Genomic DNA, 24,322 nt, shown 5'->3' with positions numbered 1-24,322 from the left:
CATGCCCCGTCTCCCGCTCCCGTCGTCAGGAGCAGGGAATCACGCCCTCGCCGCGCGTGCAATTTGCAAGGAAACCCACTGACCCACGCCAAGCCCTTGCACGCGCGAAGACGTGTGCATAACCAATCCGCGCGATCTTCCAACGATTTAGCCGTTCTTCACGGCCGACTCGATCGCCGGGCCTCGAAGGAGGGCTCCAGAAGTCTGTGCGATCCCTGGAGCCCTCCTTCGAGGCTGCGCGATCTCCGATCGCCCAGCACCTCACGATGAGGGCGCGAATGGGACCGCAGCCGAAATAACGCCCGCTACATCTCCAGGCGCCGGCACAGCCCGTCGAGCTGCTCGAGGCTCGCGTAGCGCAGCCGCACCTCGCCGCCGCCGCCCCTGGCCTCGATCGACACCGCGACGCCGAGCGCGTCCTCCAGGCGCCGCTCGAGGGCGCGGGTATCCGCGTCCTTCTCGACTGCGGCCTTGCGCGGCCGACCGGGGCGCGGGCCGGTGCCGGTCTGCTCGCCGGCCGCCAGGGCCTCGACCTCGCGCACCGTCATGCCGTCCTCGATCACTCGGCGGGCGACGCCCTCCGGGTCCTTGACGGAGAGGAGCGCCCGGGCATGGCCGGCGGTGAGGGTGCCGGCAATCACGTGGTCCTGGACGCCCGGCGGCAGCTGGAGCAGCCGCAGGGTGTTGGCGAGATGGCTGCGGCTCTTGCCGATGATTTCCGCGAGTTCGGTCTGGGTGTAGCGGAACTCGCTCATCAGCCGCTCGTAGCCCGCCGCCTCCTCGATGGCGTTGAGGTCGGCGCGCTGGACGTTCTCCAGGATCGCGTATTCGAGGGAGGTGCGGTCGTCGATTTCGACCACCACCACCGGCACGTCGTGCAGGCCCGCCCGCTGCGCCGCCCGCCAGCGCCGCTCGCCGGCGACGATCTCGAATGCGTCCGGCACGTTGGCCAGCGCCCGCACCACGATCGGCTGGATCACACCGCGGGTGCGGATCGAGGCCGACAGCTCCTCGAGCTCGGCCTCGGCGAAGTGGCGGCGCGGGTTGCGGGGATTCGGCCGCAGGAACTCGATCGGCACCCGCCGCTGTGCGGCCTTCGCCTTCTCGGTGACGGCCGGGGTCTCCTCGCCGAAATCGCCGATCAGCGCCGCGAGGCCACGCCCGAGGCGTGGCCTCGCTCCCTCTTCCGCCATACCCTTCATCCTCACATTGACTCCGTCACGGCGGTTCAGGCGGCCGCCGGCAGGCGGCCCTCACGCTGGATGATCTCGGAGGCGAGGCGCAGATAGGCCTGCGAGCCGGCGCATTTGAGATCGTAGAGCAGCACCGGCTTGCCGTGCGACGGCGCTTCGGAGACGCGCACGTTGCGGGGGATCATGGTCTCGTAGACCTTGTCGCCCATGAACGCGCGCACGTCCGCCACCACCTGCGCCGACAGGTTGTTGCGCGGGTCGAACATCGTCAGCACCACGCCCTGGATCGCCAAGCGCGGATTGAGCGCGCCCTTGACCTGCTCGACGGTGCGCAGGAGCTGGCTCAGGCCCTCCAGGGCGAAGAACTCGCATTGCAGCGGCACCAGCACCGCGTGCGCCGCCGCCAGCGCGTTGAGGGTGAGCAGGTTGAGCGAGGGCGGGCAGTCGATCAGCACGTAGGTGAAACGCTGCTCCCCGGATGCATCGTCCCGCTCGAGCGGCCCGAGGGCGCGGCGCAGGCGCTGCGCCCGGTCGGCCGCGCTCGCCATCGCCATCTCGAGGCCGAGCAGGTCCATGGTCGAGGGCACCAGCGACAGCCGCGGCACCGCCGTGGCCTGCACCGCCTCGTTCAGGGTCGCCTCGCCGGCGAGCACGTCGTAGGTCGACAGGCGGCGCTGGCGCCGGTCGATCCCGAGGCCGGTCGAGGCGTTGCCCTGCGGGTCGAGATCGACGATCAGAACGTGCTCGCCGATCGCCGCAAGCGCGGTGCCGAGATTGATCGCCGTCGTGGTCTTGCCGACGCCCCCCTTCTGGTTGGCGAGCGCGATGATGCGCAGGGGCCGCGGGCTGCCGCTCGCCTGCGCCACAGGGGAGCCGGCCTGCGCCTCTTGGGGTTCCGCGATCATGGGAGAAGGCCGCTCACGCTGGAGACGCGGACGATTCTGGCCTCAGAATCGGTCCGGCTCGGGATCAGATCCGCCTCGAACTTCCACCTTTCGCCGGCCTCGGTCAATTCGGTTGAGACATCACGCCCTTTCGGAAAAAGCCCGGTGGCGCCGTTTTTCAACAGCGGCGCGGTCCAGGAGAGGAGCTGGGACAGGGGCGCGAGGGCGCGCGCCGTCACGATCTGCGCGTCATCGAAGCGTGCGATCACCGTCTCGATCCGGGCGACGTGGACACGGGCGGGCGCGCCGGTGAGGCGCGCCGTTTCCTGCAGGAAAGCGCCCTTGCGGCCGTTGCTCTCGACGAGGTCGACGCGAAAGCCCGGGCGCCCGCGCCCGGCGATCGCCAGGATCAAGCCGGGGATGCCGGCGCCGCTGCCGAGATCGAGCCACCGGGTCGCGTCGGGGGCCAGGGCGAGGAGCTGCAGCGAATCGGCGATGTGGCGGGTCCAGACCTCGGCCAGGGTGGAGGGGCCGACGAGATTCTTGATCGCTTGCCAGCGGGTGAGCTGGGCGACGTAGAGGTCGAGGGCGTCGGCTGTTTCACGTGAAACGGCGGATTCGCGCAGGACGGCGTCGCGGCCGGGAGCGTTGGTTCTCATTCCGCCGGCGCCTGTACCGGAGCGCCCCGTCGGGCATGAGCCGCCAGCAGCGTGAGGGCGGCCGGAGTGACGCCTTCGATCCGGGCGGCCTGGCCGAGGGTGAGGGGCCGGACCTTGTCGAGCTTCAGCCGCAGCTCGTTCGAGAGCCCGGCAATGCCGGCATAGTCGAGATGCGGCGGCAGGGATACGGCCTCGTCGCGCCGGAACGCCGCGATGTCCGCCCGCTGGCGGTCGAGATAGACCGCGTAGGTCGCATCGGTGCAGAGCCGGTCGGCGAGGGCAGGGGGGATGTCCCGCAGGTCCGGCCACACGGCCGCGAGCTGCTCCCAGGTGATCTCCGGATAGGAGAGGAGCTGGAACGCAGAGCGGCGGATCCCGTCGCGGTTGAGGGTGATGCCGTGGCGCTCGGCCTGGCTCGGCGTGAGGCTCAGGGCGTCGAGCCGCTGCCGGGCGTCGTTCAGGGCCCCGCGCCGGGCGGCATCGTGGGCGGCCCGGGCCGCGGAGACGCAGCCGAGAGCGATGCCACGTCCGGTCAGGCGCTCGTCGGCATTGTCGACCCGCAGGCTGAGCCGGTACTCGGAGCGCGAGGTGAACATCCGGTAGGGCTCGCTGACCCCGTGGGTGACGAGGTCGTCGATCATCACGCCGATATAGGACTCGGCCCGGTCGAACACCGCGAGGTCCGCAGCCCCGGCGAGGCGGGCGGCGTTGAGCCCGGCGACGAGACCCTGGCCGGCCGCCTCCTCGTAGCCAGTGGTGCCGTTGATCTGCCCCGCCAGGAACAGGCCGGCAACGCGCCGGGTCTGCAGCGTCGGGTCGAGTTCGCGCGGATCGACGTAATCGTACTCGATGGCGTAGCCGGGCCGCAGGATCACCGCCCGCTCACAGCCCGGCAGCAGGCGGACGATGCCGTGCTGCACCTCCTCCGGCAGGGAGGTCGAGATGCCGTTCGGGTAGACCGTCGGGTCGTCGAGCCCCTCGGGTTCAAGGAAGATCTGGTGGCCGTCGCGGTCGCCGAAGCGCACCACCTTGTCCTCGATCGACGGGCAGTAGCGCGGCCCTCGGCTGGTGATGCCGCCGGAATACATCGCCGAGCGGTGCAGGTTGGCGCGGATCAGGTCGTGGACCGCCCGGCCCGTGCGGGTGACGCCGCACTCGATCTGCGGCGTGGTGATGCGCGCGGTCAGGGTCGAGAACGGCACCGGCTCGTCGTCGGCGGCCTGCCGGTCGATTCCCCGCCAGTCGATGGTGCGGCCGTCGAGGCGCGGTGGCGTGCCGGTCTTCAGCCGCCCGAGAGCGAAGCCGTGGCGGTCGAGGGTCGCGGACAGGCCGAGGGCCGGCGCTTCTCCGATCCGCCCGGCCGGGGTCGTGACCTCGCCGATATGGATCAGGCCGCGCAGGAAGGTGCCGGTGGTGAGCACCGCGGCGCGGCAGGGCAGGGTGCGGCCGTCGGCGAGCAAAGCCCCGGCGATCCGCCCGTCCACGATCGTCAGATCCGCGACCTCGCCTTCGACGATCGTCAGGTTCGGCGTCACGGCGAGCGCCGCCTGCATCGCATGGGCATAGAGCTTGCGGTCGGCCTGCGTGCGCGGACCCCGTACCGCCGGGCCCTTGCGGCGGTTGAGCAGGCGGAACTGGATGCCGGCGCGGTCGGCGACCCGGCCCATCAGCCCGTCGAGAGCATCGACCTCACGCACGAGGTGGCCCTTGCCGAGTCCCCCGATGGCCGGGTTGCAGGACATCGCCCCGAGCGTGTCGCGGCGGTGGGTGACGAGGGCGGTGCGGGCGCCGTAGCGGGCAGCGGCGGCGGCCGCCTCGGCGCCCGCATGGCCCCCGCCGACGACGATGACGTCGAAGGGGAGAGAATCGTCCGATGGCATGGTGTGATTAGGAGCGGCGCGGTGCCGGCGTCAATCGCGCGCGCGTCCCAGGCGACGTTTCACGTGAAAACCCCATCCGCGGATGCCGACCGGCTTGCCTACTTGCCGATGCAGAAGCTGGCGAAGAGGCGGTCGAGCATCTCCTCCACCCCGACGCGTCCGGCGACCTCCCCGAGCGCGCGGACGGCGAGACGCAGATCCTCCGCTACCAGCTCGGCCGGCAGGGTCACGCCGTGCGCGACGACCCGGTCGAGGTGGTGGAGGCAGCGTTCGAGCGCCAGCCGTTGCCGCTCGCGGGTCACGAGCGCGTCCCCGGCACCGAGCGCGCCCTGGGCAAAGCGCTCGATCTCGCCGAGCAGCCGATCCAGTCCGAAGCCGGTCCGCGCCGAGATCGTCAACCCGTCCGAGGCCGCCGCCGGCAGGTCGCCCTTGGTTGCGACCGTCAGAACCGGGACCGGCAGGGGAGGGGGTGCGGCACCGCCGGGCTCGCACAGCCAGAGCACCAGATCGGCTTGGTCGATGCGGCGGCGGCTTCGCGCCACGCCCTCCGCCTCGATCGCGTCGGCACTGTCGCGGAGCCCCGCCGTATCCACGAGCAGGACCGGCAATCCGCCGAGGTCGCAGCGCACCTCGATCGCGTCCCGCGTGGTTCCGGGCATCTCCGAGACGATCGCGACGTCGCGGCGGGCGAGCGCATTGAGCAGGGTGGACTTGCCGGCATTGGGCGGCCCGGCGAGCACGACCGTGACGCCGTCCCGCAGGCGTTCGCCCCGTCGATCGTCGGCGAGCGCCATTCGGATCGCGTCGCGCACTCCTGCGGCGGCGTCGCGCCCTGCTGCGGTCAGGACCTCGTCGTCGACGTCGCCCTCGTCGGAGAAGTCGAGGGCGGCCTCGGTTCCTGCCAGCACGTCGAGCAGCACGGCGCGCCAGCCCTCCACAGCCCGGCCGAGGGCTCCGTCGAGCTGTCGCACGGCCTGGCGTCGCTGTGCCTCGGTCTCGGCGTCGATCAGGTCGGCCAGACCCTCGACGGCGGTCAGGTCCATGCGTCCGTTGAGGAAGGCCCGTCGGGTGAACGCTCCCGGTTCCGCCGGCACGAGACCCGGGAACCCGCCGAGGCAGCGCAGCACGGCAGCCCGCACCGCCGGACCGCCATGGAGATGCAGCTCCGCCATGTCCTCGCCGGTGGCGGTGCCGGGACCGGGCAGCCACGCGACTAGGGCGTGATCGAGGAGTTCGCCGCTCGCCGGCTCGCGCAGGGTGCGCAGTGACAGGCGCCGCGCCGGGGGCAACGGCGCACGGATCAGCGCCGCGAGGGCCGGTCCGGCGCCGGGACCGCTGATCCGCACGACGGCGACGGCGGTGCGACCGGAGCCCGTGGCGGGCGCGAAGATGGTGTCGGAGGAGAGCATCGGGTGAGGGATCGCGGGCAGGAGAGCGGGCCGGGGCGGCCCTCGCGCGACGTCGCTAGCATGGATCCGGGGGCGATGCCGACCGTGGGGCAGGGACATGCGGGCCGGGCGAGGTCGACGTGATCCGAACGGGATGGCGATCGATGCGGCGGCGTTCATCCGGGAGGGAGACGGATCCGCATGGACGATGGCCCCAGCGGGCCGCCCATCATCGGTCCGTCCGCCTGCCGGCTGCAGGATCGTGTCCGGCCCGCGCCCTCATCCCGAGGTGACCGGCGATCGAGGATCGCCGCGCGGGAGCGGCCTCGAAGGAGGGCATCAGACATCTCGGTGCCCGGTGGAGCCCTCCTTCGAGGCCCATTGCCCTGGGCATCTCGGGACGAGGTTTGCGGGTGGGAGAGGGGAGAAGTGTCCTGGCGTGCGCGACGCAGCGATCCCGTTCGCCCCCGACCGGGCAGGATCGAGGCCTGGCAGGGACCCCACATGCGAACGGCGCCCCGGGAGGGGCGCCGCGCAGGGATCGACCGACCGCGACCGAGGATCGCGTCAGGTGTTCATCGAGTCGAAGAAGTCGCCGTTGCTCTTGGTCTGGCGCAGCTTGTCGAGCAGGAACTCGATCGCGTCGGTGACGCCCATCGGGTTGAGGATGCGGCGGAGCACATAGGTCTTCTTGAGTGCGTCCGGCGGGACCAGCAGTTCCTCCTTGCGGGTGCCGGAGCGGGTGATGTCGATCGCCGGGAAGATGCGCTTGTCGGAGACCTTGCGGTCCAGGATGATCTCGGAGTTGCCGGTGCCCTTGAACTCCTCGAAGATCACCTCGTCCATGCGCGAGCCGGTATCGATCAGGGCGGTCGCGATGATGGTCAGCGAGCCGCCCTCCTCGATGTTGCGGGCGGCGCCGAAGAAGCGCTTGGGCCGCTGCAGGGCGTTGGCGTCGACGCCGCCGGTCAGCACCTTGCCGGAGGACGGCACGACGGTGTTGTAGGCGCGGCCGAGCCGCGTGATCGAGTCGAGGAGGATCACGACGTCGCGGCCGTGCTCGACCAGGCGCTTGGCCTTCTCGATCACCATCTCGGCGACCTGGACGTGGCGGGTCGCCGGCTCGTCGAAGGTCGAGGCGATCACCTCACCCTTCACCGAGCGCTGCATGTCGGTGACCTCCTCGGGCCGCTCGTCGATGAGCAGGACGATGAGGTAGCACTCGGGGTGGTTCAGGGTGATCGACTGGGCGATGTTCTGCATCAGCACCGTCTTGCCGGTGCGCGGCGGCGCCACGATCAGGGCGCGCTGGCCCTTGCCGATCGGCGCGACGATGTCGATGATCCGGGGCGAGAAGTCCTTGCGGGTCGGCTCCGACAGTTCGAGCTTGAAGCGCTGCGTGGGAAACAGCGGCGTCAGGTTGTCGAAGTGGACCTTGTGCTTGATCTTGTCCGGGTTCTCGAAATTGATGGTGTTGACCTTGAGCAGCGCGAAGTAGCGCTCGCCGTCCTTCGGGCCGCGGATCGGTCCCTCGACGGTGTCGCCGGTGCGCAGGCCGAAGCGGCGGATCTGCGTCGGCGAGATGTAGATGTCGTCGGGACCCGGCAGGTAGTTCGAGTCGGAGGAGCGCAGGAAGCCGAAGCCGTCCTGCAGTACCTCGACCGTGCCGGCGCCGATGATCTCGACGTCCTTGGCAGCGAGCTGCTTCAGGATCGCGAACATCAGCTCCTGCTTGCGCATGGTCGAGGCGTTCTCGACCTCGACCTCCTCGGCGAAGGTCAGGAGCTCGGTCGGCGTCTTCGACTTGAGGTCCTGGAGCTTCACCTCGCGCATCGCGGGGGCGGCCAGGGTCTCGGTCGGGGCGAGGGCGTCTTCGATCATGGGATATCGGGGTGCGGGGGCGAGGCTGGGGGGCGTCATGGGGGGAGAGGTCCGTCCGCCGCAGGACGCGGCGTTGAGCGGGAGCAACGGGGTGGCCGAGGCGGGCACCGGTCGCGAAGTCGTCGCCTGATTGTCCCGGAGGTCGCGAGGAGGAGCCGGACCGGCCCTGGATGCGACGTGACGTGACGATGAAGGAGGGAACGACTTTGTGTAGCGGGTCCTCGTCGTCGACTCAAGTCCCCGGTGGGGAAAAGTGGGGAGCGACAGGCATCGCGGCGGTGGAGGAGAGGGAGGAGCCCGGCGCCGATGCCCTCGCCGCGCCCGAAGCACGCCCGGACTATCGGCGCAGTCGTCCCCGCCACGCATTAACATATGGAGGGTTTTAACCGCCGCGACTCCTCGCGGTAAAGCCGAGATACCACGGCCTCAGATCACTCTATCGCTGATTACATGTGCGCGACGTGACCGCCTGAGATGAAGAAATAGGCATATAGGCAGGAATGCAACGGGACGCTGAGCGGCTTGCTTGGCTTTGCTGGCGACGACGGCAGGCCTGCCGGGTTCACAGGCGATCGGGCGGTGCCGTCAGCGCCGTCGCAGGCGAATATACAGGGCTCCGCCGCCACCGTGATGGTGGGCGGCCTCCTCGAAGCCGAGGACCAGGGCGCGCAGCTCCGGCAGGCGCAGCCAGTGCGGAACGCTGCGGCGCAGCACGCCGCGCTCGGCGTAAGGGTCGTCGCCGCTCCCGCCCTTGCCGGTGACGACCAGCACCACCGTGTGCCCGGCCGCCCGGGACCGGTGCAGGAAGCCGACCAGCGTCGCGTGGGCCTCGGCCTGTCGCAGGCCGTGCAGGTCGATCACCGCGTCGACGCTGCGGGAGCCGCGGCGCAGGCCGGTGCGCACCCGCCGCTCGAGGGGAGCGAGCGGCGGCAGGGCCGGCGCCGGGGGAGGGGTCTTCGGCGCGACGGCGGCCGGAGCCGTGGCCGCCGCGAGCTTGGTCCCCGCCATCTTGGTCCCCACCGTCTTGGCTGAGACGGTCTTGACCGGAACGGTTTTGGCGGACGCGACCTTGCGGGGTCCCGGCCGCGCGGGCTGCGCCTCGGGGGCGGTTGGCGCGGGTTCCGGCGGGGGAGGGGAGGGCCGCCCGCGCAAGGGGGTGATCAGGCGGGAGATCTCGGCCCAGAGCCGGCTCTCCTCGGACGAGAGCCGGCGCATCCGCCGCGGGCGGCGCGGCTCGGTCACGGCGCGGCTCCGGGCTTCGGCAGCAGCACCACGAAGCGGGCGGGGTTGCGCAGCAGGCCTGCGGTCGCACCCGCCCGGGCGCCGGTGCCGAGATAGAGGTCGCCGCGGGCCGGCCCGAGGATCGCCGAGCCGGTATCCTGGGCCACCACCAGGCGGCGCAAGGGCGTGCTGGCGCCCTCCGGGTCCGGCATCGTCCCGTCGAGCCAGAACGGCAGGCCGTAGCGCCACAGGGTCGCGTCGACCGCCAGACTCCGCCCGGCGGTGAGCGGCACGCCCGCCGCCCCGCGGGGGCCTGCCTCCGGGGCGCCGTCGTCGACCCGGAAGAAGACGTAGGAGGCGTTGCGGCGGATGAGGTCGCGGGCGACGTCCGGGTTGGCCCGCAGCCAGCCGGTCCAGCGGGCGAGCGTCAGCCCCTCGAGCGGCAGGTGGCCGCTCGCGACGATCAGGCGGGCCACGGAGGTGTAGGGCCGGCCGTTGCGGCCGTCATAGGCGAGGCGCAAGGCGCGGCCGTCGGGCAGGCGCACCCGGCCGGAGCCCTGGACCTGCAGCACCAGGAGGTCGACGGCGTCGCGCAGCCAGACCAGCGGGCGGGCGCGGGATCCGAGCGCCCCGTCCTCGATCGCCGCCCGGTCCGGATAGGGCAGGAAGGCGTCGCCCTCGCGGCGCGCGGCGCGGAGGGCGGGGTCGAGGCCGGGCCGGGTCTCGCCGGGCTCGAGGGAGACGAGGTCGTCGGGACGGGCAAGGGCCGGCACGGTGAAGTCGGGCGTCGGCACCGGCGAGCCGTCGAGTTCGGGCTCGAAGTAGCCGGTGAGGAAGCCGGCGATGCGCTCCGCCGGGGCGTCGCGGTGCGGCCGCAGGATGCGGTAGGCGACGAAGTGCTGCTCGAAGAAGGCGCGGGCCCCCGCCGGCGTCACGCCGGCCGCGGCGGCGCAGGCCGCGGTGAGGTCCTGGCCCGGGGCGCCGGGCACCGCCTCGGCGAGGACGGGGGCTGCGGGGCGGGCGCAGGTCGCCCGGAAGACCGCGAGGGACGCCGCGAGGTCGTCACCGGCGAAGCCCGGCAGGGTGCTCAGGAGGACGGGCTCGAGCAAAGCCTCGCCGACCCGCAGGCGAGCGCTCTCCTCGGCACGGCCGGGCGCGGCGGCGAGCAGGGAGGCGGCGAGCAGGATCGCGACGGGGCGTGGTGCGAGGGGAATTGGGCCGTGCGCCGGCGGCATGGGCTTGACGGGCTCCGGCCCCGGGAAAGTGGCGTTCCGAGCGTCTCGCGGCGGGACCGTCGCGGAGGGCCGGCGGCCGATCAAGCCGCCGGGCGCCGCGCCGTCAGTGCCCGGCCTCGGTGGCGACGAGCTGCCAGTTCGGGTCCCGGCTGCCGAGGGTGCGGGCGAAGGTCCAGACGTCGGTGACGTCGACGACCTTCTCGGGGCTGCCATCCACCACCTGGCCCTGCGGCCCGCGGGTGGCGGTGATCAGCTTCGAGAGGTAGCGGACGGTGACTTGGGCGACGCGGTTACGCACGTCGACGCCGACGATCTCGGCCCGGTCGATCGACACGAAGGTGGTCTCAACGGTCTGGCCGGCGCGCTCGCGGCCCTGGATCGCCCGCTCGAAGCCGTCGGCGACCTCGCGGGAGAGCAAGGTCTTGAGCGTCTTGCGGTCGCCCTTGGCGAAGGCGATCACGATGGTCTCGTAGGCGACCTTGGCGCCGTCCGTGAAGGCGCGGGGATCGAAATTCGGCTCCTGCTGCAGGATCAGGTCGAGGCCGCGGGCGGCGGGCGAGTTCGGCTCGACCACGCCCTTCCAGTTGCGCGGCACCGCGGTCGCCACGGGGGCGGCGGCGGCACGCTCGGGTCCCGCGCCCGGCAGCCGCACGACGTTGTCGCCGTCGCGGGGGGCGGCCGGCGGCTCCTCGCGCCGCGCGAGCGGGTTGAACGGCGGCCGCTCGCTGCCGGTCTTCTGGCCGAGGACGGAGCGCAGCTTCCAGATCACGAAGACCGCAAGCCCGAGAAAGATGAGGGTCGTAAGGTCGAGGGAATCCTGCATCATCGATCCGATCGTGGCGGCTTCTACGCGGAGCATCCCTGACCGCCCCGGCACAGCTTGCAACAGACGTGGCACCAAGACGTCCGGCACCAGGACATCCGGCACCCACACACCAGGCACCCGGCGCCGCGAACCTCGGCGGTCCGCAGCCCCCCGGCGGCTTTGGCACCGGGACCGGGGCAAGGCAAGCGTCCGGGCGGCACCCGCGGGCCTCTCATTGATATGGGGCCGGGCCTCCGTCGTATCCAGGCGCCCGGGCGCTGTGACGCCGCACGGGGGCACCGTTCCGGGCCGGGACCGTCCTGCCGCTGGGTCAGGGTGGCGGGAGGGATGATCGGTGCCTCGCTTGTTCGCAAGTGAAGGGCATGATAGCGGCAACGCCGCCGCCGCGCGCGCCGATTTTCGCGGCAGCGTGCGGCGGTTCGTCGTTACGTCCAGCCCTCGAAGGAACCCTCCGCCATGGCCGACTCCCCGGTCCCGAACGGTAACGGTGGCGCCGCGGCGCAGCCCGACGACTTCACGCCGACCCTCAACGCGCTGGCCCAGTACGCCAAGGACCTCTCCTTCGAGAACCCGAACGCGCCGCGCTCCCTGCAGCCGCAGCAGCAGGGCCCGCAGATCAACATCCAGGTCAACGTCAACGCCCGGCAGCTCGCCGAGGAGGACTTCGAGGTCGACCTGCGTCTCGAGGGCGACGCCAAGATCGGCGCCGAGGTGCTGTTCGCGTTCGAGCTGACCTATGCGGGCATCTTCCGCCTGCGCAACATCCCGCAGGACCAGATGCACCCGGCGGTGATGATCGAGTGCCCGCGGCTGCTGTTCCCGTTCGCCCGCCAGATCATCGCCGACGCGGTGCGCAACGGCGGCTTCCCGCCGCTCTACATCGACCCGATCGACTTCGTCGGCCTCTACCGCCAGAAGGCCGCCGAGGCCCAGGCCCAGGGCGGCATCGCGTAACGCGATTTCCCCCGCACCGGACGGCCGTGTTTCACGGGAAACGCGGCCGTCTCCTCCTCGTCGCGCCCCCTACTCCCTCAGGGCCGGCACCAGGGACGCGACCAGCAGCCCAGCCATGGCGAGGTTGAACTGCCGCACGGCCCGCCGCGTCCGGAGCACCCGGGCGGTGCCGACGCCGATCAGCGTCCAGAGGGCCACGCAGGGCAGGGCGACGACCCCGAACAGGACGGCGAGCAGCAGCGTCGCGGTGAGCGAGGCACCCTCGGCCGCTCCCGTATAGGTGGCGAGCGCGCCTGCGGCGATGATCCAGGCCTTCGGGTTGACCCACTGGAACAGGGCCGCCTGCAGGAATCCGAGGGGCCGTCCGCCGGCCTTGATGGACCCCTCGGCGGCCGGCTCGGCCGGGTCCGGGTCGGCGCGCGCGATCCTCCAGGCGAGCCACAGCAGGTAGGCGGCGCCGACCCATCTGAGCACCGCATGGACGCGCAGGTCGGTCAGCAGCGGCAGGCCGGCGGTGCCGAGGACGACCAGCATCACCGGGAAACCCGCCGCGATGCCGAGCATGTGCGGCAGGGTGCGGGCGAAGCCGTAGGTGGCCCCGGAGGCCACCACCATCGTGTTGTTGGGCCCGGGCGTGGCCGACATGGCGACCGCGAAGGCGCCCGCCGAGAGAAGCCAGGTCCAGTCCACGCTCATCGGCCTCACCCCCCCTGCCGCTGTGGCGCGACCATACACGAACTCCTCCGGGATGCCGGTTCGCGCCGGGAGCGCCCGCGCCGGCCGCCACCGGACCCTGGGTCAGGCCACCGCAGGACGGCAGCCTCGTTCCCCCTGGACTCGCGCCCCCGGATCGGGCGATGGGGGCCGCAGGCGACCGCGCGAGAGGCGAGAGGAAAGACGACGGGATGGCGTACTGGCTCTACAAGTCCGAGCCCTCGGTCTGGTCGTGGGACGACCAGGTCGCCGCCGGGGAGGCGGGGACGTCCTGGAACGGGGTGCGCAACCACGTCGCCCGCAAGAATCTCGAGGCGATGAGGCTCGGCGAGCAGGGCTTCTTCTACCACTCGAACGAGGGCAAGGCGGTGGTCGGCATCGTCGAGGTGATCCGCACCTATTATCCCGACCACACCGACGAGACCGGCCGCTTCGGCATGGTGGACCTCAAGGCGGTCGCGGCCCTGCCCCGGCCGGTGAGCCTGGAGGCGATCAAGGCGGAGCCGGCCTTGCGCGAGATGGTGCTCGTCAACAATTCGCGCCTGTCGGTCCAGCCGGTCACGGAGGCCGAATGGGCGCTGGTGCGCCGATTGGGGGGCTTATGAGGGGCCGCGCGTGAGGCGCGACCTCGTCGGTGCCGGGCTGGTCCTCGCGCTGCTCGCGTGTCCGGCGGGCGCCCAGAGGGCGAAGGCGCCGGCCGCGCCGGCGAAGCCCGCGCCGCCCGAGCCGGTCGTGACCTGCGGGGCCCTGTCCAACCTGCGCCTCCTGATGGCGGAGACGGGGGGCGATCCGGCGGCGGTCAAGGCGCGGCTCGCCGACCCGAAGGCCGACCATCTCGGCTGCACCCGGATCGGCCGCGACCGGGTCGAGGGCAATGCCGAGCGGGTGGTGGTGGGCGGCACCGCCTATGACTGCCTGAAGGTCAAGGAGACGAGCCTGTGCCGCTGGGCCCTGTCGGGCGTGCCGGCGGAGGCGCCGTGACGCCCCCGCCGGGAGCCTTCAGATGCTCCAGTACGGCGTCGCGTTGAAGTAGCGGTGGACGTGCTCCTCCCAGTTCCGGTCGAAGGAGGGGTCGTTGCCCTCCGCCGAGGCCGGCGGGGCGGAGCGGAGCTGCTCCTCGGTGAGGTCGAGCACGTAGGCGTCGAGCTCCGGCGCGAAGCGCAGGGTCGACCACGGGACGGTGTGGTAGCCCTCGCCGATGCCGAGGAAGCCGCCGAAGCTCATCACGGCATAGACCACCTTGCCGGTGGCCTTCTCGATCATCAGGCGCTCGATGCGGCCGATGGAATCGCCGTTCGGGCGCCGCACGGCGGTACCCTCGACGCGGTCGCTGGCGATGAGCGCGTTGGTCTGGGTCGTGGTGGTGCTGCCCATGTCGGAGCGGTCGCCCACGGTCGGCGCGACGGTGGTCATCGGCTATCCTCCGGATCGTTCGTCCTCTGCCCCGGCAACGCTGCCGCGGCGGGGCCTGTTCCGGGCACGGCCCTCGAGCGCCGGCCCCTCTCTGCGGCGAATGGCGGATGAGCGGGGCGGTTCCCCCTGCGCGATCGGGACGCTAGCCTGCGGCCCATGCCGATTCGCCGTGCCGCCGCCCTGACGGTCCTCCTCGCGCTCGCCGCTCCCGCCCTCGCGCAGGATCGCGGCACCCTCAACCCGAAGCCGCTGCCGCCGCTCGCCAACCCGGACGACCCCTCCGTGCCGGCGAAAGCCCTGTTCGGCCGGGCCACAACGCCGGCGGCGCTGCCGCCGCAGGCGATCGGCGGCTATGCCCGCGGCTGCGTGGCCGGGGCGCAGGCGCTGCCGATCGACGGCGACACCTGGCAGGTGATGCGCCTGTCGCGCAACCGGAACTGGGGCCACCCGCGGCTCGTCGCCTTCCTGGAAAGAGTCGCCACGGAGGCGCCCCGCAAGGCGGGCTGGCCGGGCCTCCTCGTCGGCGACATGTCCCAGCCCCGGGGCGGGCCGATGCTGACCGGCCACGCCTCGCACCAGCTCGGCCTTGACGCCGACATCTGGCTGACCCCGATGCCGGACCGGCGCCTCACCCGGGCCGAGCGCGAGGAGATGTCGGCCACCAACGTGGTGCGGCCGGACCGGCGCGACATCGACCCGGAGGTCTGGCGGCCGGAGCACCTGCGCCTGATCAAGATGGTGTCGCGCGAGCCGGAGGTGGCGCGGATCTTCGTCAACCCGGCGATCAAGCTGGCGCTCTGCCGCGAGGCCGGGTCCGACCGCGGCTGGCTCACCAAGGTGCGGCCGATCTACGGCCACAACTACCACTTCCACATCCGGCTCGAATGCCCGGCCGGGGACGCGGCCTGCCACGACCAGGACCCGCCGCCGGGCGGCGACGGCTGCGGCTCCGAGCTCGATTACTGGTTCTCGGACGCGGTGCTCAACCCCAAGCCGCGCCCGCCCGGCAAGCCGCGCCCGCCGATGACCCTGGCGGGGCTGCCGGAGGCCTGCCGCACGGTGCTGAAGGCGCGCTGAGACGGGATCGCCGAGACCGGCCGGGGCCGGTCCCGGCGAAGGATTACTCGGCCGCGACGCCGACCCCGATCGGGCAGGACACGCCGGTGCCGCCCAGGCCGCAATAGCCGCCCGGGTTCTTCGCCAGGTACTGCTGGTGGTACTCCTCGGCGAAGTAGAACGGGCCGCCGTCGCGGATCTCGGTGGTGATCGGGCCGTAGCCCCGGGCCTTCAGGGCGGCGGCGTAGGTGTCGCGCGAGGCCTCGGCCTCGGCCCGGCGGGCGGCGTCGGGCAGGTAGATGCCGGAGCGGTACTGCGTGCCGACGTCGTTGCCCTGGCGCATGCCCTGGGTCGGGTCGTGGCTCTCCCAGAAGGTCTTGAGGAGGGTCTGGAACGGGATCACCGCCGGGTCGTAGGCGACGAGCACGACCTCGTTGTGCCCGGTCAGCCCGGAGCAGACCTCCTCGTAGGTCGGGTTCGGGGTCGTGCCGGCGGCGTAGCCGACTGCCGTGACGAAGACGCCATCGCCGAGCTGCCAGAACTTGCGCTCCGCACCCCAGAAGCAGCCGAGGCCGAACACGACCGTCTCGGTGCCGTCCGGATACGGGCCCTTGAGCGGGCGGCCGTTGACGAAGTGCCGCTCCGCCGTCGGCAGGGGGGCGGGCCGCCCCGGCAGGATCTGGTCGGGGGCGGGCATCTCGGCGCGCTTGCGGAAGAACAGCATCGGGTCGCTCCGGTCTCGAAACGGAGCCTCGCGGCTCCGGAGGCTCTGGATGGCTCTCTCGCGCCGTGATGTGGGATGCCGGAGGCCGTTCCTGAAGGGGAGGGGAGCTCTTCCGCTCAGCGCAGGACCGGCGCCTGGGTCGCTGCGACGCGGGCCGGCGCGTCGGGCCCGAAGGCGGTGCTCGGATCGAAGAACACGCCGCGCGCCGTGATCAGCCCGGCCGCCAGCGCCCAGAACAGCACGGCGCCGACGATCCGACGGGTCCGGACCGGGCGACGGCGGGCCGCCGAGGCGCAGGCCGCCTCCTGCCCGGGCCGCAGGTCCAGACGTTCGCCGAACGGATCGAAAATGGCAGGACGCATGGTCAGACCCGGCATGACACGCGGCTCCGGAGACCGGAACACCAAGCGTCTAGATAGGTCGCGGACCGGGCCGCCAGCAATAGACGTAGTTTTCTATTTTTCTTCTCTGAATGGAACAAAATTACTGCCGGTAACGTTCGTGGGAGAATTTTCGTCTTGTTCCCCTGGAGCGCGCCGGGCGGGGTGCTGCCCCGTGCCGCAGTCGCACCGGATCATGCTTGGGCAGTACGGTCCGGGCTCTCCTCCTCCGAGTGGCACTCCTCGGGTCTGCGTCGGGGCCGACACGGGCTCGGGCCAGGATCGGCGCTGCCGGAGCGGGCGGGTGTCGCATTGTGGACAGTCCGGTTGATTTACAGGTATTCATCGGATTAGATTGACATGCCGCTGCGGCATGTATCCGTATTCGCAGCGCAGTGAAGAACGTTTTGTTAGGAATTTTTACCTTGAAGAGCGGAATTGCGATGGGCGCAAGGGGGGCGTGCTGCCGCGGGCGACGGCGGCTCGGCCCGGAACGGTCCGGTGAGACGCGCCACCGGACCCCGCGCGACCGGGAGCGCGAGGCGCGGGCGGGCGCCCGATGAGCACCAACCGGATCGGCAACGCGCGCCGGGCCCCCGGCGTCCCGGGCTTTCGCCCCGCGGACATGCGCCCCGTGGACATGTCGTCGCACGATTTCATGCGCCTCGTCGAAGCGTTCGGGCTGACCGGGGCCTGGCGCTGGGACTTCACCACCGGGCGGCAGGTCTGGTCGTCCGGGCTCTACCGCCTGCCCGGCCTGCCGGAGAGCGAGCCGGCGAGCTACGAGCGCCTGCTCGGCCTCGTCCATCCGGCGGACCGCGACGTGCTCGAGGACGCCGCCCAGATCGTCCAGACCGGCCTGTTCGGCAGTCATACGGTCCGCCTGATCCGGCCCGACGGCACGGCGCGCACGGTGGTGAGCCGCGGCGAGGTGTTCTTCAGCGCCGAGGGGCGGCCGGTCGCGCTGACCGGCGTGCTGCTCGACGTGACCGACCGCGAGCGCCTGGCCGAGATGCACCGCATGGAGCAGCACCGCCGGGCCAGCCTGGCACGGCAGGCGCAGGTCTTCATCTACACCGAGCCGACGCTGCCGCTGACCGAGTACGGCCCGGAGTTCCTGGCCCTGGTGGGCCTGAGCCGCGAGCAGATCCGGGGGAACTGGCTCAGCCCGTTCGCTCCCGACGAGCGGCCGCGCTGGCGCGAGGAGCTGCTGCGCCTCGCCGCGGCCGGCAGACCGTTCAGCATCACCCCGACCCTGCGGCTCGCCGGCGGCGGTGTGGCGCCGTTCCGCATGACGATGGTGCCCCTGCGCGACGGGAACGCCGATCCGGCGTGCTGGACTGTCGTGATCACGCCGCTGGAAGCCGAGACCGCCCCGCCGGCGAGCCTGCCGCGCCAGCGGGAGCCGGGACAGGGGCACGACGGGCAGGCGCACCTCGCACAGGCGATCCAGGGCCGCCACCTGCGGGCGGCCCGCGGCCTCCTCGACTGGACCCTGAACGATCTCGCGCGGGCGAGCGGCCTGTCGCTCTCCACCGTGCGGCGCCTCGAGGAGGAGGCCGACGGTCCGGCCTCCCGCTCGCGCCCCCACGTCCTCGCGGCCCTGCGGAAGGCCGGGATCGTCTTCACCCTGATCGACGGCACGGTCGCGGTGGCGCGAACGGAGTGACGTCCCGGCGCCCAGTGGTCCTGGCGCCCCTTTGGTCTTGGCGTCCTTGGGTCCCGGCCCAGGGTTACGCCACCCGGAAGACGCTCAGGGCGACGTGATCCGGAGCCCGGGCCCCGGTGGCGACGAACAGGCTGGTCTGCATCCAGGCGAGGTGCGGAGCCGCGGTCTCGAATCGCGGCGCGGTGCGGAAGTAGATCAGCGCGGGATCGACCGGCTCGCCCCGGCGCAGGCGCTCCAGCGCCTCCGGCGGCCCGAAGCGCAGGCCCGTGTTCTCGACGTAGATCCGGGCGCCGTCCGCGGCCTCGATCACGTAGCGGGCGTGCAGCCGGGTGAGCCCGCCTTCCGCGATGGTCTGGTAGTCGGCCCCGCCGGGCAGAACACGGCCGGACAGGCCCGGCCCGGAGACCGTGCCGCCCGTGATGGCGATGACCCGCCGCGCGCCGGCGACCGTCGGGCCGACCTCGTAGGGCACGTCGACCGCGATGCGGGCGTCGAAGACGTGCTCCAGGATGGGAGCGGGGAGCGTCACGGCTTTCCCCGCACCAGCGGGCAGTCGCTCTCTTCGATCGGCCGGAAGGCGTCGTCGCCCGACAGCGTCGCGACCCGCTCCATCACGTCCCACTCCCCCTTCGACTCCTCCGGGCGCTTGACCCGGAAGAGCGAGACGTCGCGGATCACCCGCCCGTCCGGCCGCAGCCGCCCGGCCTTGGTCATGAAGTCCTCGATCGGCATCTCGCGCATCTTGGCCATCACCGGCTCGGCCGAGTCGGTGCCGGCCGCCTTCACGGCCTTGAGGTAGTGCGTGACCGCCGAGTAGACGCCGGCCTGGTAGCTGTTCGGCATCGCCCGCTGACGGTCGTAGAACCGCTTGGCGAAGGCGCGGCTCGCCTCGTCCTGGTCCCAGTAGAACGCCTCCGACAGGTAGAGGCCGCCCGCGACCTTCAAGCCGAGCGCGTGGACGTCGACCGCCGTCATGTAGAAGCCGGCGAGCTTCTGCTTGCCCCCGAGCACCCCGAACTCGGAGGCCTGCTTGACCGCGTTGATGGCGTCGCCGCCGACGTTGAACAGCGCGATCACCCCGGCGCCGGAGGCCTGCGCCTGCAGGATCTGCGACGACAGGTCGGGCGAGAGCAGCGGGTGGAAGACCTGGCCCGCGACCTTGCCGCCGCCCTTCGTCACCACCGGCGTCACGTCGGCGACGAAGGATTTGCCGAGCGTGATGTCGGCGACGACGTAGAACCAGCTCTTCTCGCCCGATTCGACCAGCGGCTTGGCGATGGTGCGGGCGAGGGCAAAGGTGTCGATGACCCAGAGCGCGCCGTTGGCTGAGCACTGCGCCCCGGTGATCACCGTCGAGCCCGAGCCGGTGATGAGGGCGAGCCGGCCCTTCTCACGCGCCAGCGCCTGGACGCCGAGCGAGATCGCCGAGTTGTCGAGGTCGGTGATCATGTCGACCCCCTCGACGTCGTACCAGCGCCGGGCGAGCGAGCTCGCCACGTCCGGCCGGCTCTGATGGTCGGCCGAGACGATCTCGATCGGCTTGCCCAGCACGGTGGCGCCGAAATCCTCGACGGCGAGGCGCGCCGCGGTGACGCTGCCGGTGCCGTAATTGTCCGCCATCGCGGTCGACATGTCGGCGAGCACGCCGATCTTGACGCGATCGCCGGAGACGGCGCCCTCCGCATGGCCTGCGGCGGGCGCGAGGGAGAGGAGGCCCGCGAGCAGGGCGGAGCGGAGAGCGCGCATCGATGCCTCCTTCAGGCGGCCTTGAGGCCGAGGATCTCCCGGGCCTCGGCCGGGCTCGCCGGCTCGTGGTTGAGCTCCTTGATGATCCGCACCGTGCGGGCGACGAGCTGCTCGTTGGTCGCGAGCTGGCCGCGTGCGTAGTAGTTGTTGTCCTCGAGCCCGACCCGGACGTGGCCGCCGAGCAGGATGGCCTGGGTGGTGGCCGGCAGCTGCGCCGGGCCGATGCCGGAGACGCAGAAGATCGATTGCGGCGGCAGCATCCGGATCATCGCCGCCAGGATGTCGTGCGAGTAGGGCATCGCGCCCTGGAAGCCCTTGTCGGCGCCGAGCACCATGTTGATGTAGTAGGGCGGCTTGTCGTAGCCCTTCTCGATCAGCCGGGTCACGTCCTGCAGGATGTGCTGGGGCCCGAAGACCTCCCATTCCGGCTTGATGCCGCGCTCCTGCATGCGCTTGGCGAGCAGCTCGCAGCGGCTCGGGGTGGTGACCACCAGGATCTCGCGGCCGCCATGCACGTCCGCGAAGGTCATGCCGTCGAAGGTCGCCATCTCGGCCCCGGCCTCGCAGCCCTTCAGCCGCTCCTCGAAGCTCGACTCGAACAGCCCGTCGGGGCGCGGCACCAGCATGTCGCCGCTCGAGCCGCCGCCGGTCGAGTTGTTGAGGATGATGTCGCAGCGCTCGCGGATCAGTCCGTTGATCCGCCGGTAGATTCCGTCGTTGCAGGTCGCCTCGTCGTCCGGCCGGCGGGCGTGGAGCGCCGCGATCGCCGCCCCTTCCTTCCAGGACTTGTGCACCGACTCGGCGATCTCCTCCGGCTGGGTCGGCAGGTTGGGGTTCTGCGCCTTCGAGGCCATGCCGCCCGTCGGCGCCACCGTCACGATCACCTTGGCCATGTTGTCCTCCCTTGGTCGGTTGGGGGTCGGGTGAGAGCATTGTCCGACGAAGTGGATGCCGGTTCGTCGAAGAAAATGCAGAAAAATCAAAGATCTAGAGCATCGTCCGATGGCAGCGCGATCGGACGGTGCTCTAGGGCAGCTCCGGCGCCTCGCGCTTCCGCCGGACGAGGTCGACGAGGAGCCGGTCGCGCGCGGCCACCATCGCGTCGAGGTCGCGCCCCGCCAGCGCCTCGCCGAGGCCCCGGACCAGGGTCTGTTTCAGCTCGGGCGTCAGGCGCGGGTCGCCGAGATCGGCCCACATCGCCTCCATCAAGGGCCCGAGATGGTCGAGGGTGTGCGCGAGCCCCCCGGGGCCGCCGGAGAGGTGGTTGAGCAGGCACGGGCCCATCAGGGCCCAGCGCAGGCCCGGCCCGTGGGCGATGGCGGCATCGATGTCGGCCACCGTCGCGGCGCCGGTGCCGACGAGGTGGAACGCCTCGCGCCAGAGCGCCGCCTGGAGGCGGTTCGCGACGTGGCCGACCATCTCGCGCCGCAGGCGGATCGGCTGCTTGCCGATGCGCACGTAGAAGGTCATCGCGGCCGCGATCGCGCCCTCGTCGGTCTGCCGGCCGCCCAGGACCTCGACCAGCGGCACCAGGTGGGGCGGGTTGAAGGGGTGGCCGAGCACCACCCGGCCGGGATACCGGCAGGCATCCTGGATCGCGCTCGGGGCGAGGCCCGAGGAACTGGTCGCCAGCACCACGTCGGGGGGCGCCGCGGCATCGAGGCGCCGGTAGGTGTCGCGCTTGATCTCCAGGCGCTCGGGACCGTTCTCCTGGACGAAATCCGCACCCTCCACCGCCGCGTCCGGCTCGGCCACGAAGGTCAGGCGCTCGGGCGAGGCGCCGGAGGCGAGGCCGATCTGCGCGAGGACCGGCCAGTGCCGGGCGACCGTCTCGCGAAGCCGCGTCTCGGCGCCGGGGGCCGGATCGGTGGCGGTCACGTCGAGGCCTTGGGCGAGGAATTGCGACACCCACGACGCCCCGATGACGCCGGTGCCGATCACCGCCACCCGTCCGATGGCCGTGCGGTAGCCCGAGGCCGATTGGCTCGCGTCATCCATCGCGGCGCCCTCCCTGATCGGGCCTGCTGTCAGGGCTTATCGCCCGATTGACCCGTTGAGATAGTTATATCACATTACAAATCAGGTTTGGCAATCCGGCGCGAACAGGCCGGAGCGAGAATCGGAGGAGCGCCGATATGGCGGAGGACCTGTCGGGCCTCGGCACCGAGTCCCTGGTCGTCACCCGGCGGGACGCGGTGGCGATCGTGACCCTGAACCGCCCGCACAAGCGCAACGCCCTCGACGACGGCATGGTGCTGGGGCTCGAGCGCATCGCCCGGGGCCTGCCGGACGACGTGCGCGCCCTGGTGATCGCCGCGGAAGGCCCGCATTTCTGCGCCGGCCTCGACCTCGCGGAGCTGACCGAGCGCGACGCGCCCGCCGGCATGCTGCACTCGCGGATGTGGCACCGGGCCTTCCACGAGATCGAGTTCGGCCGGGTGCCGGTGGTGGCCGCGCTGAAAGGCGCGGTGATCGGCGGCGGGCTGGAACTGGCGCTCTCCGCCCATCTGCGGGTGGCCGAGCAGTCGGCCTTCTACGCCCTGCCGGAGGGCCAGCGCGGCATCTTCGTCGGCGGCGGCGCCTCGGTGCGGCTGCCGCGGCTGATCGGTGTCTCGCGGATGCGCGACATGATGCTGACCGGCCGCGTCCACGACGCCGAGAGCGGCGAGCGGCTCGGCCTGTCGCACTACGTCGTCGCCCCGGACGAGGGGCTGGAGCGGGCGATCGCGCTTGCCGCCCGGGCGGCCGAGAACGCGCCGCTCACCAACTACGCCCTGATCCACGCCCTGCCGCGCATCGCCGAGGCCGATCCCGCGACGGGCTACCTCACCGAGGCCCTGATGACCGCGGTGGCCCAGAGCGACGCCGAGGCCAAGCGCCGGCTGGCGGAGTTCCTGGAGGGGCGGGCGAAGAAGGTGCGGGAGTAGGGCGGGCAGTTGCTCGCACCGGATACTCACACGCTCAGGGTCATTCCGGGGCCGCGCAGCGGAGCCCGGAAGCCAGACGCTCAAGACGTTGAGGATAGAGCGGAACGCGTCCGACTCATTCGGCACCATCCGCGGTTCTGGATCCCGGGCTCCGCTTACGCGGCCCCGGGATGACCCTGAGAAGCGGAAACGCAGCGAGTAGAATTAAAGCAATGTTCCCCTCTCCCACACGGGAGAGGGGATCCCGCGCCTTCTTTTTACTTCGTCAGGCTAAAGAAAAAGCGTTTCGAAGACCTGATCCATAGCCGCAAAACCCGGCACCAAGACCGGCCACCCCCAAACCCCCGGAGGAACCCATGCCCCGTCGCCCCATCCGCCGGCTCGCCCCGGCCCTCGCCGCTCTCCTCGCCCTCCTCGCGCCCGCCGCCGCCGCCGAGCGGCCGGTGAAGATTGGCGTCCTCAACGACATGTCGGGCCCCTACGCCGACTATCAGGGCCAGGGCTCGGTCATCGCCGCCCAGCTCGCCATCGAGGACTTCGCCGCCAAGGCCGGCCGGCCGGTCGAGCTGGTCTCGGCCGACCACCAGAACAAGACCGATATCGGCGCGGCGATCGCCCGGCGCTGGTTCGACCAGGACGGCGTCGACCTGATCGTCGACGTGCCGAACTCCGCCGTGGCGCTCGCCGTCTCGAACCTGGCGCGGGAGAAGAACAAGGTCTTCATCGGCTCGGGCGCCGGCACCGCCGAGCTCACCGGCAAGCAGTGCTCGCCCAACACCGTGCACTGGACCTACGACACCTGGTCGCTCGGTCATGCGCTCGCCAAGGCGCTGGTGCAGCAGGGCGGCAAGTCCTGGTACTTCCTCACCGCCGACTATACCTTCGGCAAGGACCTCGAGGGCGCGGCGGCCGAGGAGGTGAAGGCCAATGGCGGCAGCCTGAAGGGCGCGGCGCGCCATCCGCTCGGCACCGCCGACTTCTCGTCCTACCTGCTCCAGGCCCAGGCCTCCGGCGCCGACGTGATCGGGCTGGCCAATGCCGGCGACGACACCTCGAACGCCCTCAAGCAGGCGGCGGAGTTCGGCATCGCCCCGGGCCAGCGCCTCGCTGGGCTGATCCTCAACATCACCAACATGCCGGCGCTCGGCCTCAAGGCGACGCAGGGCGTCTACATCGTGACGCCCTATTACTGGGACCTCACCGACGGCAGCCGGGCCTTCGCGGCGCGCTACGCTGCGCGCCATCCGCGCCGCGCGATGCCGAACGACATGCAGGCCGGCGTGTACTCGGCGGTGGAGCACTACCTGAAGGCCGTCGGTACCGTGAAGGAGGCCGGCGACGGCCGCGCGGTGGTGGCCGCCATGAAGGCGACGCCGACCGACGATCCGATCTTCGGCCAAGGCCGCATCCGCGAGGACGGCCGCAAGATCCACCCGATGTATCTCCTCACCACCAAGACCCCGGACGAGAGCAAGGGCGGCTGGGACTACTTCAAGCCGGTCCGTACCGTCCCGGCGGAGGAAGCCTGGCGCCCGCTCTCCGAGGGCGGCTGCCCGCTGGTGAAGGGCTGAG

The 24,322-nt window shown here is 71.6% G+C and carries 24 protein-coding genes; 7 read left to right on the top strand and 17 right to left on the bottom strand.

All coding sequences use genetic code 11. The features are described 5' to 3' along the window. Nucleotides 1–305: 305 nt before the first annotated feature. The 9 genes from EU555_RS20185 to EU555_RS20145 all read right to left on the bottom strand — a co-directional run bounded on the left by EU555_RS20185 (nt 306) and on the right by EU555_RS20145 (nt 11,164). Entirely contained in the window at nt 306–1,193 is an 888-nt protein-coding gene (locus EU555_RS20185) for a ParB/RepB/Spo0J family partition protein (RefSeq protein WP_135417018.1), read from the bottom strand. 35 nt (nt 1,194–1,228) lie between these two features. Next, complete coding sequence (locus EU555_RS20180; protein ID WP_245524393.1) at nt 1,229–2,098, bottom strand: ParA family protein; 870 nt, start codon at nt 2,096–2,098, stop codon at nt 1,229–1,231. Continuing rightward, entirely contained in the window at nt 2,095–2,736 is a 642-nt protein-coding gene (gene rsmG / locus EU555_RS20175) for a 16S rRNA (guanine(527)-N(7))-methyltransferase RsmG (RefSeq protein WP_135417017.1), read from the bottom strand. Before rsmG ends, EU555_RS20180 begins: the two co-directional genes overlap by 4 nt. After that, nucleotides 2,733–4,616, bottom strand: a complete 1,884-nt coding sequence (mnmG, locus tag EU555_RS20170) for a tRNA uridine-5-carboxymethylaminomethyl(34) synthesis enzyme MnmG (protein ID WP_135417016.1) — start codon at nt 4,614–4,616, stop codon at nt 2,733–2,735. Before mnmG ends, rsmG begins: the two co-directional genes overlap by 4 nt. A 98-nt stretch (nt 4,617–4,714) precedes the next feature. Further along, nucleotides 4,715–6,025 (bottom strand): tRNA uridine-5-carboxymethylaminomethyl(34) synthesis GTPase MnmE, encoded by a 1,311-nt coding sequence (mnmE, locus tag EU555_RS20165; protein ID WP_135417015.1) that lies wholly within the window; start codon nt 6,023–6,025, stop codon nt 4,715–4,717. A 546-nt stretch (nt 6,026–6,571) separates the two neighbouring features. Continuing rightward, entirely contained in the window at nt 6,572–7,924 is a 1,353-nt protein-coding gene (gene rho / locus EU555_RS20160; protein ID WP_425375136.1) for a transcription termination factor Rho, read from the bottom strand. Between the two features lie 546 nt (nt 7,925–8,470). Next, on the bottom strand, nt 8,471–9,127 hold the full coding sequence (locus EU555_RS20155) for a Smr/MutS family protein (RefSeq protein WP_425375135.1): 657 nt from the start codon (nt 9,125–9,127) through the stop codon (nt 8,471–8,473). Beyond that, on the bottom strand, nt 9,124–10,341 hold the full coding sequence (gene mltA / locus EU555_RS20150) for a murein transglycosylase A (RefSeq protein WP_135417013.1): 1,218 nt from the start codon (nt 10,339–10,341) through the stop codon (nt 9,124–9,126). The genes EU555_RS20155 and mltA overlap by 4 nt, the downstream gene beginning before the upstream one ends. A gap of 103 nt (nt 10,342–10,444) precedes the next feature. Continuing rightward, complete coding sequence (locus EU555_RS20145) at nt 10,445–11,164, bottom strand: Tim44/TimA family putative adaptor protein (protein ID WP_205820962.1); 720 nt, start codon at nt 11,162–11,164, stop codon at nt 10,445–10,447. A gap of 459 nt (nt 11,165–11,623) precedes the next feature. On the opposite strand from EU555_RS20145, the gene secB reads away from it, so the two are divergent. After that, nucleotides 11,624–12,121 (top strand): protein-export chaperone SecB, encoded by a 498-nt coding sequence (secB, locus tag EU555_RS20140; RefSeq protein ID WP_135417011.1) that lies wholly within the window; start codon nt 11,624–11,626, stop codon nt 12,119–12,121. A gap of 69 nt (nt 12,122–12,190) precedes the next feature. Here secB and EU555_RS20135 read toward each other — a convergent pair whose 3' ends face one another. Continuing rightward, nucleotides 12,191–12,817, bottom strand: a complete 627-nt coding sequence (locus EU555_RS20135; protein ID WP_135417010.1) for a LysE family translocator — start codon at nt 12,815–12,817, stop codon at nt 12,191–12,193. Between the two features lie 209 nt (nt 12,818–13,026). Here EU555_RS20135 and EU555_RS20130 point away from each other — a divergent pair, with 209 nt between their 5' ends. Both EU555_RS20130 and EU555_RS20125 read left to right on the top strand, forming a co-directional pair. Beyond that, nucleotides 13,027–13,440, top strand: coding sequence for an EVE domain-containing protein (locus tag EU555_RS20130; protein WP_135417009.1), 414 nt, complete (start codon nt 13,027–13,029; stop codon nt 13,438–13,440). 10 nt (nt 13,441–13,450) lie between these two features. Continuing rightward, a complete protein-coding gene (locus tag EU555_RS20125) occupies nt 13,451–13,816 on the top strand; it encodes a hypothetical protein (protein WP_135417008.1) in 366 nt (121 codons plus the stop codon). An 18-nt stretch (nt 13,817–13,834) separates the two neighbouring features. Here EU555_RS20125 and EU555_RS20120 read toward each other — a convergent pair whose 3' ends face one another. Continuing rightward, nucleotides 13,835–14,209 (bottom strand): PRC-barrel domain-containing protein, encoded by a 375-nt coding sequence (locus tag EU555_RS20120; RefSeq protein WP_167858620.1) that lies wholly within the window; start codon nt 14,207–14,209, stop codon nt 13,835–13,837. 195 nt (nt 14,210–14,404) lie between these two features. On the opposite strand from EU555_RS20120, the gene mepA reads away from it, so the two are divergent. Continuing rightward, a complete protein-coding gene (mepA, locus tag EU555_RS20115; RefSeq protein ID WP_135417006.1) occupies nt 14,405–15,325 on the top strand; it encodes a penicillin-insensitive murein endopeptidase in 921 nt (306 codons plus the stop codon). A gap of 43 nt (nt 15,326–15,368) precedes the next feature. Here mepA and msrA read toward each other — a convergent pair whose 3' ends face one another. Both msrA and EU555_RS20105 read right to left on the bottom strand, forming a co-directional pair. Then, complete coding sequence (gene msrA / locus EU555_RS20110; RefSeq protein ID WP_135417005.1) at nt 15,369–16,028, bottom strand: peptide-methionine (S)-S-oxide reductase MsrA; 660 nt, start codon at nt 16,026–16,028, stop codon at nt 15,369–15,371. 116 nt (nt 16,029–16,144) lie between these two features. After that, nucleotides 16,145–16,405, bottom strand: coding sequence for a hypothetical protein (locus EU555_RS20105; RefSeq protein WP_167858619.1), 261 nt, complete (start codon nt 16,403–16,405; stop codon nt 16,145–16,147). 643 nt (nt 16,406–17,048) lie between these two features. Here EU555_RS20105 and EU555_RS20100 point away from each other — a divergent pair. After that, nucleotides 17,049–18,077 carry a PAS domain-containing protein gene (locus tag EU555_RS20100; RefSeq protein ID WP_167858618.1) on the top strand — a complete coding sequence of 343 codons (1,029 nt, stop codon included), beginning with the start codon at nt 17,049–17,051 and terminating at the stop codon, nt 18,075–18,077. A 64-nt stretch (nt 18,078–18,141) separates the two neighbouring features. Here EU555_RS20100 and EU555_RS20095 read toward each other — a convergent pair whose 3' ends face one another. The 4 genes from EU555_RS20095 to EU555_RS20080 form a co-directional block, all read right to left on the bottom strand. Next, nucleotides 18,142–18,606, bottom strand: coding sequence for a DUF3237 domain-containing protein (locus EU555_RS20095; protein ID WP_135417002.1), 465 nt, complete (start codon nt 18,604–18,606; stop codon nt 18,142–18,144). After that, on the bottom strand, nt 18,603–19,823 hold the full coding sequence (locus EU555_RS20090; protein ID WP_135417001.1) for an ABC transporter substrate-binding protein: 1,221 nt from the start codon (nt 19,821–19,823) through the stop codon (nt 18,603–18,605). The genes EU555_RS20095 and EU555_RS20090 overlap by 4 nt, the downstream gene beginning before the upstream one ends. Nucleotides 19,824–19,834: 11 nt before the next feature. Beyond that, nucleotides 19,835–20,716 carry a beta-keto acid cleavage family enzyme gene (locus EU555_RS20085; protein WP_135417000.1) on the bottom strand — a complete coding sequence of 294 codons (882 nt, stop codon included), beginning with the start codon at nt 20,714–20,716 and terminating at the stop codon, nt 19,835–19,837. Between the two features lie 133 nt (nt 20,717–20,849). Next, nucleotides 20,850–21,821, bottom strand: a complete 972-nt coding sequence (locus EU555_RS20080; protein ID WP_135416999.1) for a 3-hydroxyacyl-CoA dehydrogenase NAD-binding domain-containing protein — start codon at nt 21,819–21,821, stop codon at nt 20,850–20,852. A 137-nt stretch (nt 21,822–21,958) separates the two neighbouring features. Here EU555_RS20080 and EU555_RS20075 point away from each other — a divergent pair, with 137 nt between their 5' ends. Both EU555_RS20075 and EU555_RS20070 read left to right on the top strand, forming a co-directional pair. Further along, entirely contained in the window at nt 21,959–22,750 is a 792-nt protein-coding gene (locus EU555_RS20075) for a crotonase/enoyl-CoA hydratase family protein (protein WP_135416998.1), read from the top strand. A 356-nt stretch (nt 22,751–23,106) separates the two neighbouring features. Then, a complete protein-coding gene (locus EU555_RS20070) occupies nt 23,107–24,321 on the top strand; it encodes an ABC transporter substrate-binding protein (RefSeq protein ID WP_135416997.1) in 1,215 nt (404 codons plus the stop codon). Nucleotide 24,322: the final 1 nt, after the last annotated feature.

Origin of the sequence: Methylobacterium nonmethylotrophicum (assembly GCF_004745635.1) — a bacterium.
GTDB lineage: Bacteria > Pseudomonadota > Alphaproteobacteria > Rhizobiales > Beijerinckiaceae > Methylobacterium > Methylobacterium nonmethylotrophicum.
This window is presented reverse-complemented; position numbering and strand designations above follow the sequence as displayed.

Excerpts from the sequence above, each read along its gene's own strand:
- EU555_RS20185 (WP_135417018.1), bottom strand. The coding sequence starts at position 1,193 with ATGGCGGAAGAGGGAGCGAGGCCACGCCTCGGGCGTGGCCTCGCGGCG.
- EU555_RS20180 (WP_245524393.1), bottom strand. The coding sequence starts at position 2,098 with ATGATCGCGGAACCCCAAGAGGCGCAGGCCGGCTCCCCTGTGGCGCAG.
- rsmG (WP_135417017.1), bottom strand. The coding sequence starts at position 2,736 with ATGAGAACCAACGCTCCCGGCCGCGACGCCGTCCTGCGCGAATCCGCC.
- mnmG (WP_135417016.1), bottom strand. The coding sequence starts at position 4,616 with ATGCCATCGGACGATTCTCTCCCCTTCGACGTCATCGTCGTCGGCGGG.
- mnmE (WP_135417015.1), bottom strand. The coding sequence starts at position 6,025 with ATGCTCTCCTCCGACACCATCTTCGCGCCCGCCACGGGCTCCGGTCGC.
- rho (WP_425375136.1), bottom strand. The coding sequence starts at position 7,924 with ATGACGCCCCCCAGCCTCGCCCCCGCACCCCGATATCCCATGATCGAA.
- mltA (WP_135417013.1), bottom strand. The coding sequence starts at position 10,341 with ATGCCGCCGGCGCACGGCCCAATTCCCCTCGCACCACGCCCCGTCGCG.
- EU555_RS20145 (WP_205820962.1), bottom strand. The coding sequence starts at position 11,164 with ATGCAGGATTCCCTCGACCTTACGACCCTCATCTTTCTCGGGCTTGCG.
- secB (WP_135417011.1), top strand. The coding sequence starts at position 11,624 with ATGGCCGACTCCCCGGTCCCGAACGGTAACGGTGGCGCCGCGGCGCAG.
- EU555_RS20135 (WP_135417010.1), bottom strand. The coding sequence starts at position 12,817 with ATGAGCGTGGACTGGACCTGGCTTCTCTCGGCGGGCGCCTTCGCGGTC.
- EU555_RS20130 (WP_135417009.1), top strand. The coding sequence starts at position 13,027 with ATGGCGTACTGGCTCTACAAGTCCGAGCCCTCGGTCTGGTCGTGGGAC.
- EU555_RS20120 (WP_167858620.1), bottom strand. The coding sequence starts at position 14,209 with ATGGGCAGCACCACCACGACCCAGACCAACGCGCTCATCGCCAGCGAC.
- mepA (WP_135417006.1), top strand. The coding sequence starts at position 14,405 with ATGCCGATTCGCCGTGCCGCCGCCCTGACGGTCCTCCTCGCGCTCGCC.
- msrA (WP_135417005.1), bottom strand. The coding sequence starts at position 16,028 with ATGCTGTTCTTCCGCAAGCGCGCCGAGATGCCCGCCCCCGACCAGATC.
- EU555_RS20105 (WP_167858619.1), bottom strand. The coding sequence starts at position 16,405 with ATGCCGGGTCTGACCATGCGTCCTGCCATTTTCGATCCGTTCGGCGAA.
- EU555_RS20100 (WP_167858618.1), top strand. The coding sequence starts at position 17,049 with ATGTCGTCGCACGATTTCATGCGCCTCGTCGAAGCGTTCGGGCTGACC.
- EU555_RS20090 (WP_135417001.1), bottom strand. The coding sequence starts at position 19,823 with ATGCGCGCTCTCCGCTCCGCCCTGCTCGCGGGCCTCCTCTCCCTCGCG.
- EU555_RS20085 (WP_135417000.1), bottom strand. The coding sequence starts at position 20,716 with ATGGCCAAGGTGATCGTGACGGTGGCGCCGACGGGCGGCATGGCCTCG.
- EU555_RS20080 (WP_135416999.1), bottom strand. The coding sequence starts at position 21,821 with ATGGATGACGCGAGCCAATCGGCCTCGGGCTACCGCACGGCCATCGGA.
- EU555_RS20075 (WP_135416998.1), top strand. The coding sequence starts at position 21,959 with ATGGCGGAGGACCTGTCGGGCCTCGGCACCGAGTCCCTGGTCGTCACC.
- EU555_RS20070 (WP_135416997.1), top strand. The coding sequence starts at position 23,107 with ATGCCCCGTCGCCCCATCCGCCGGCTCGCCCCGGCCCTCGCCGCTCTC.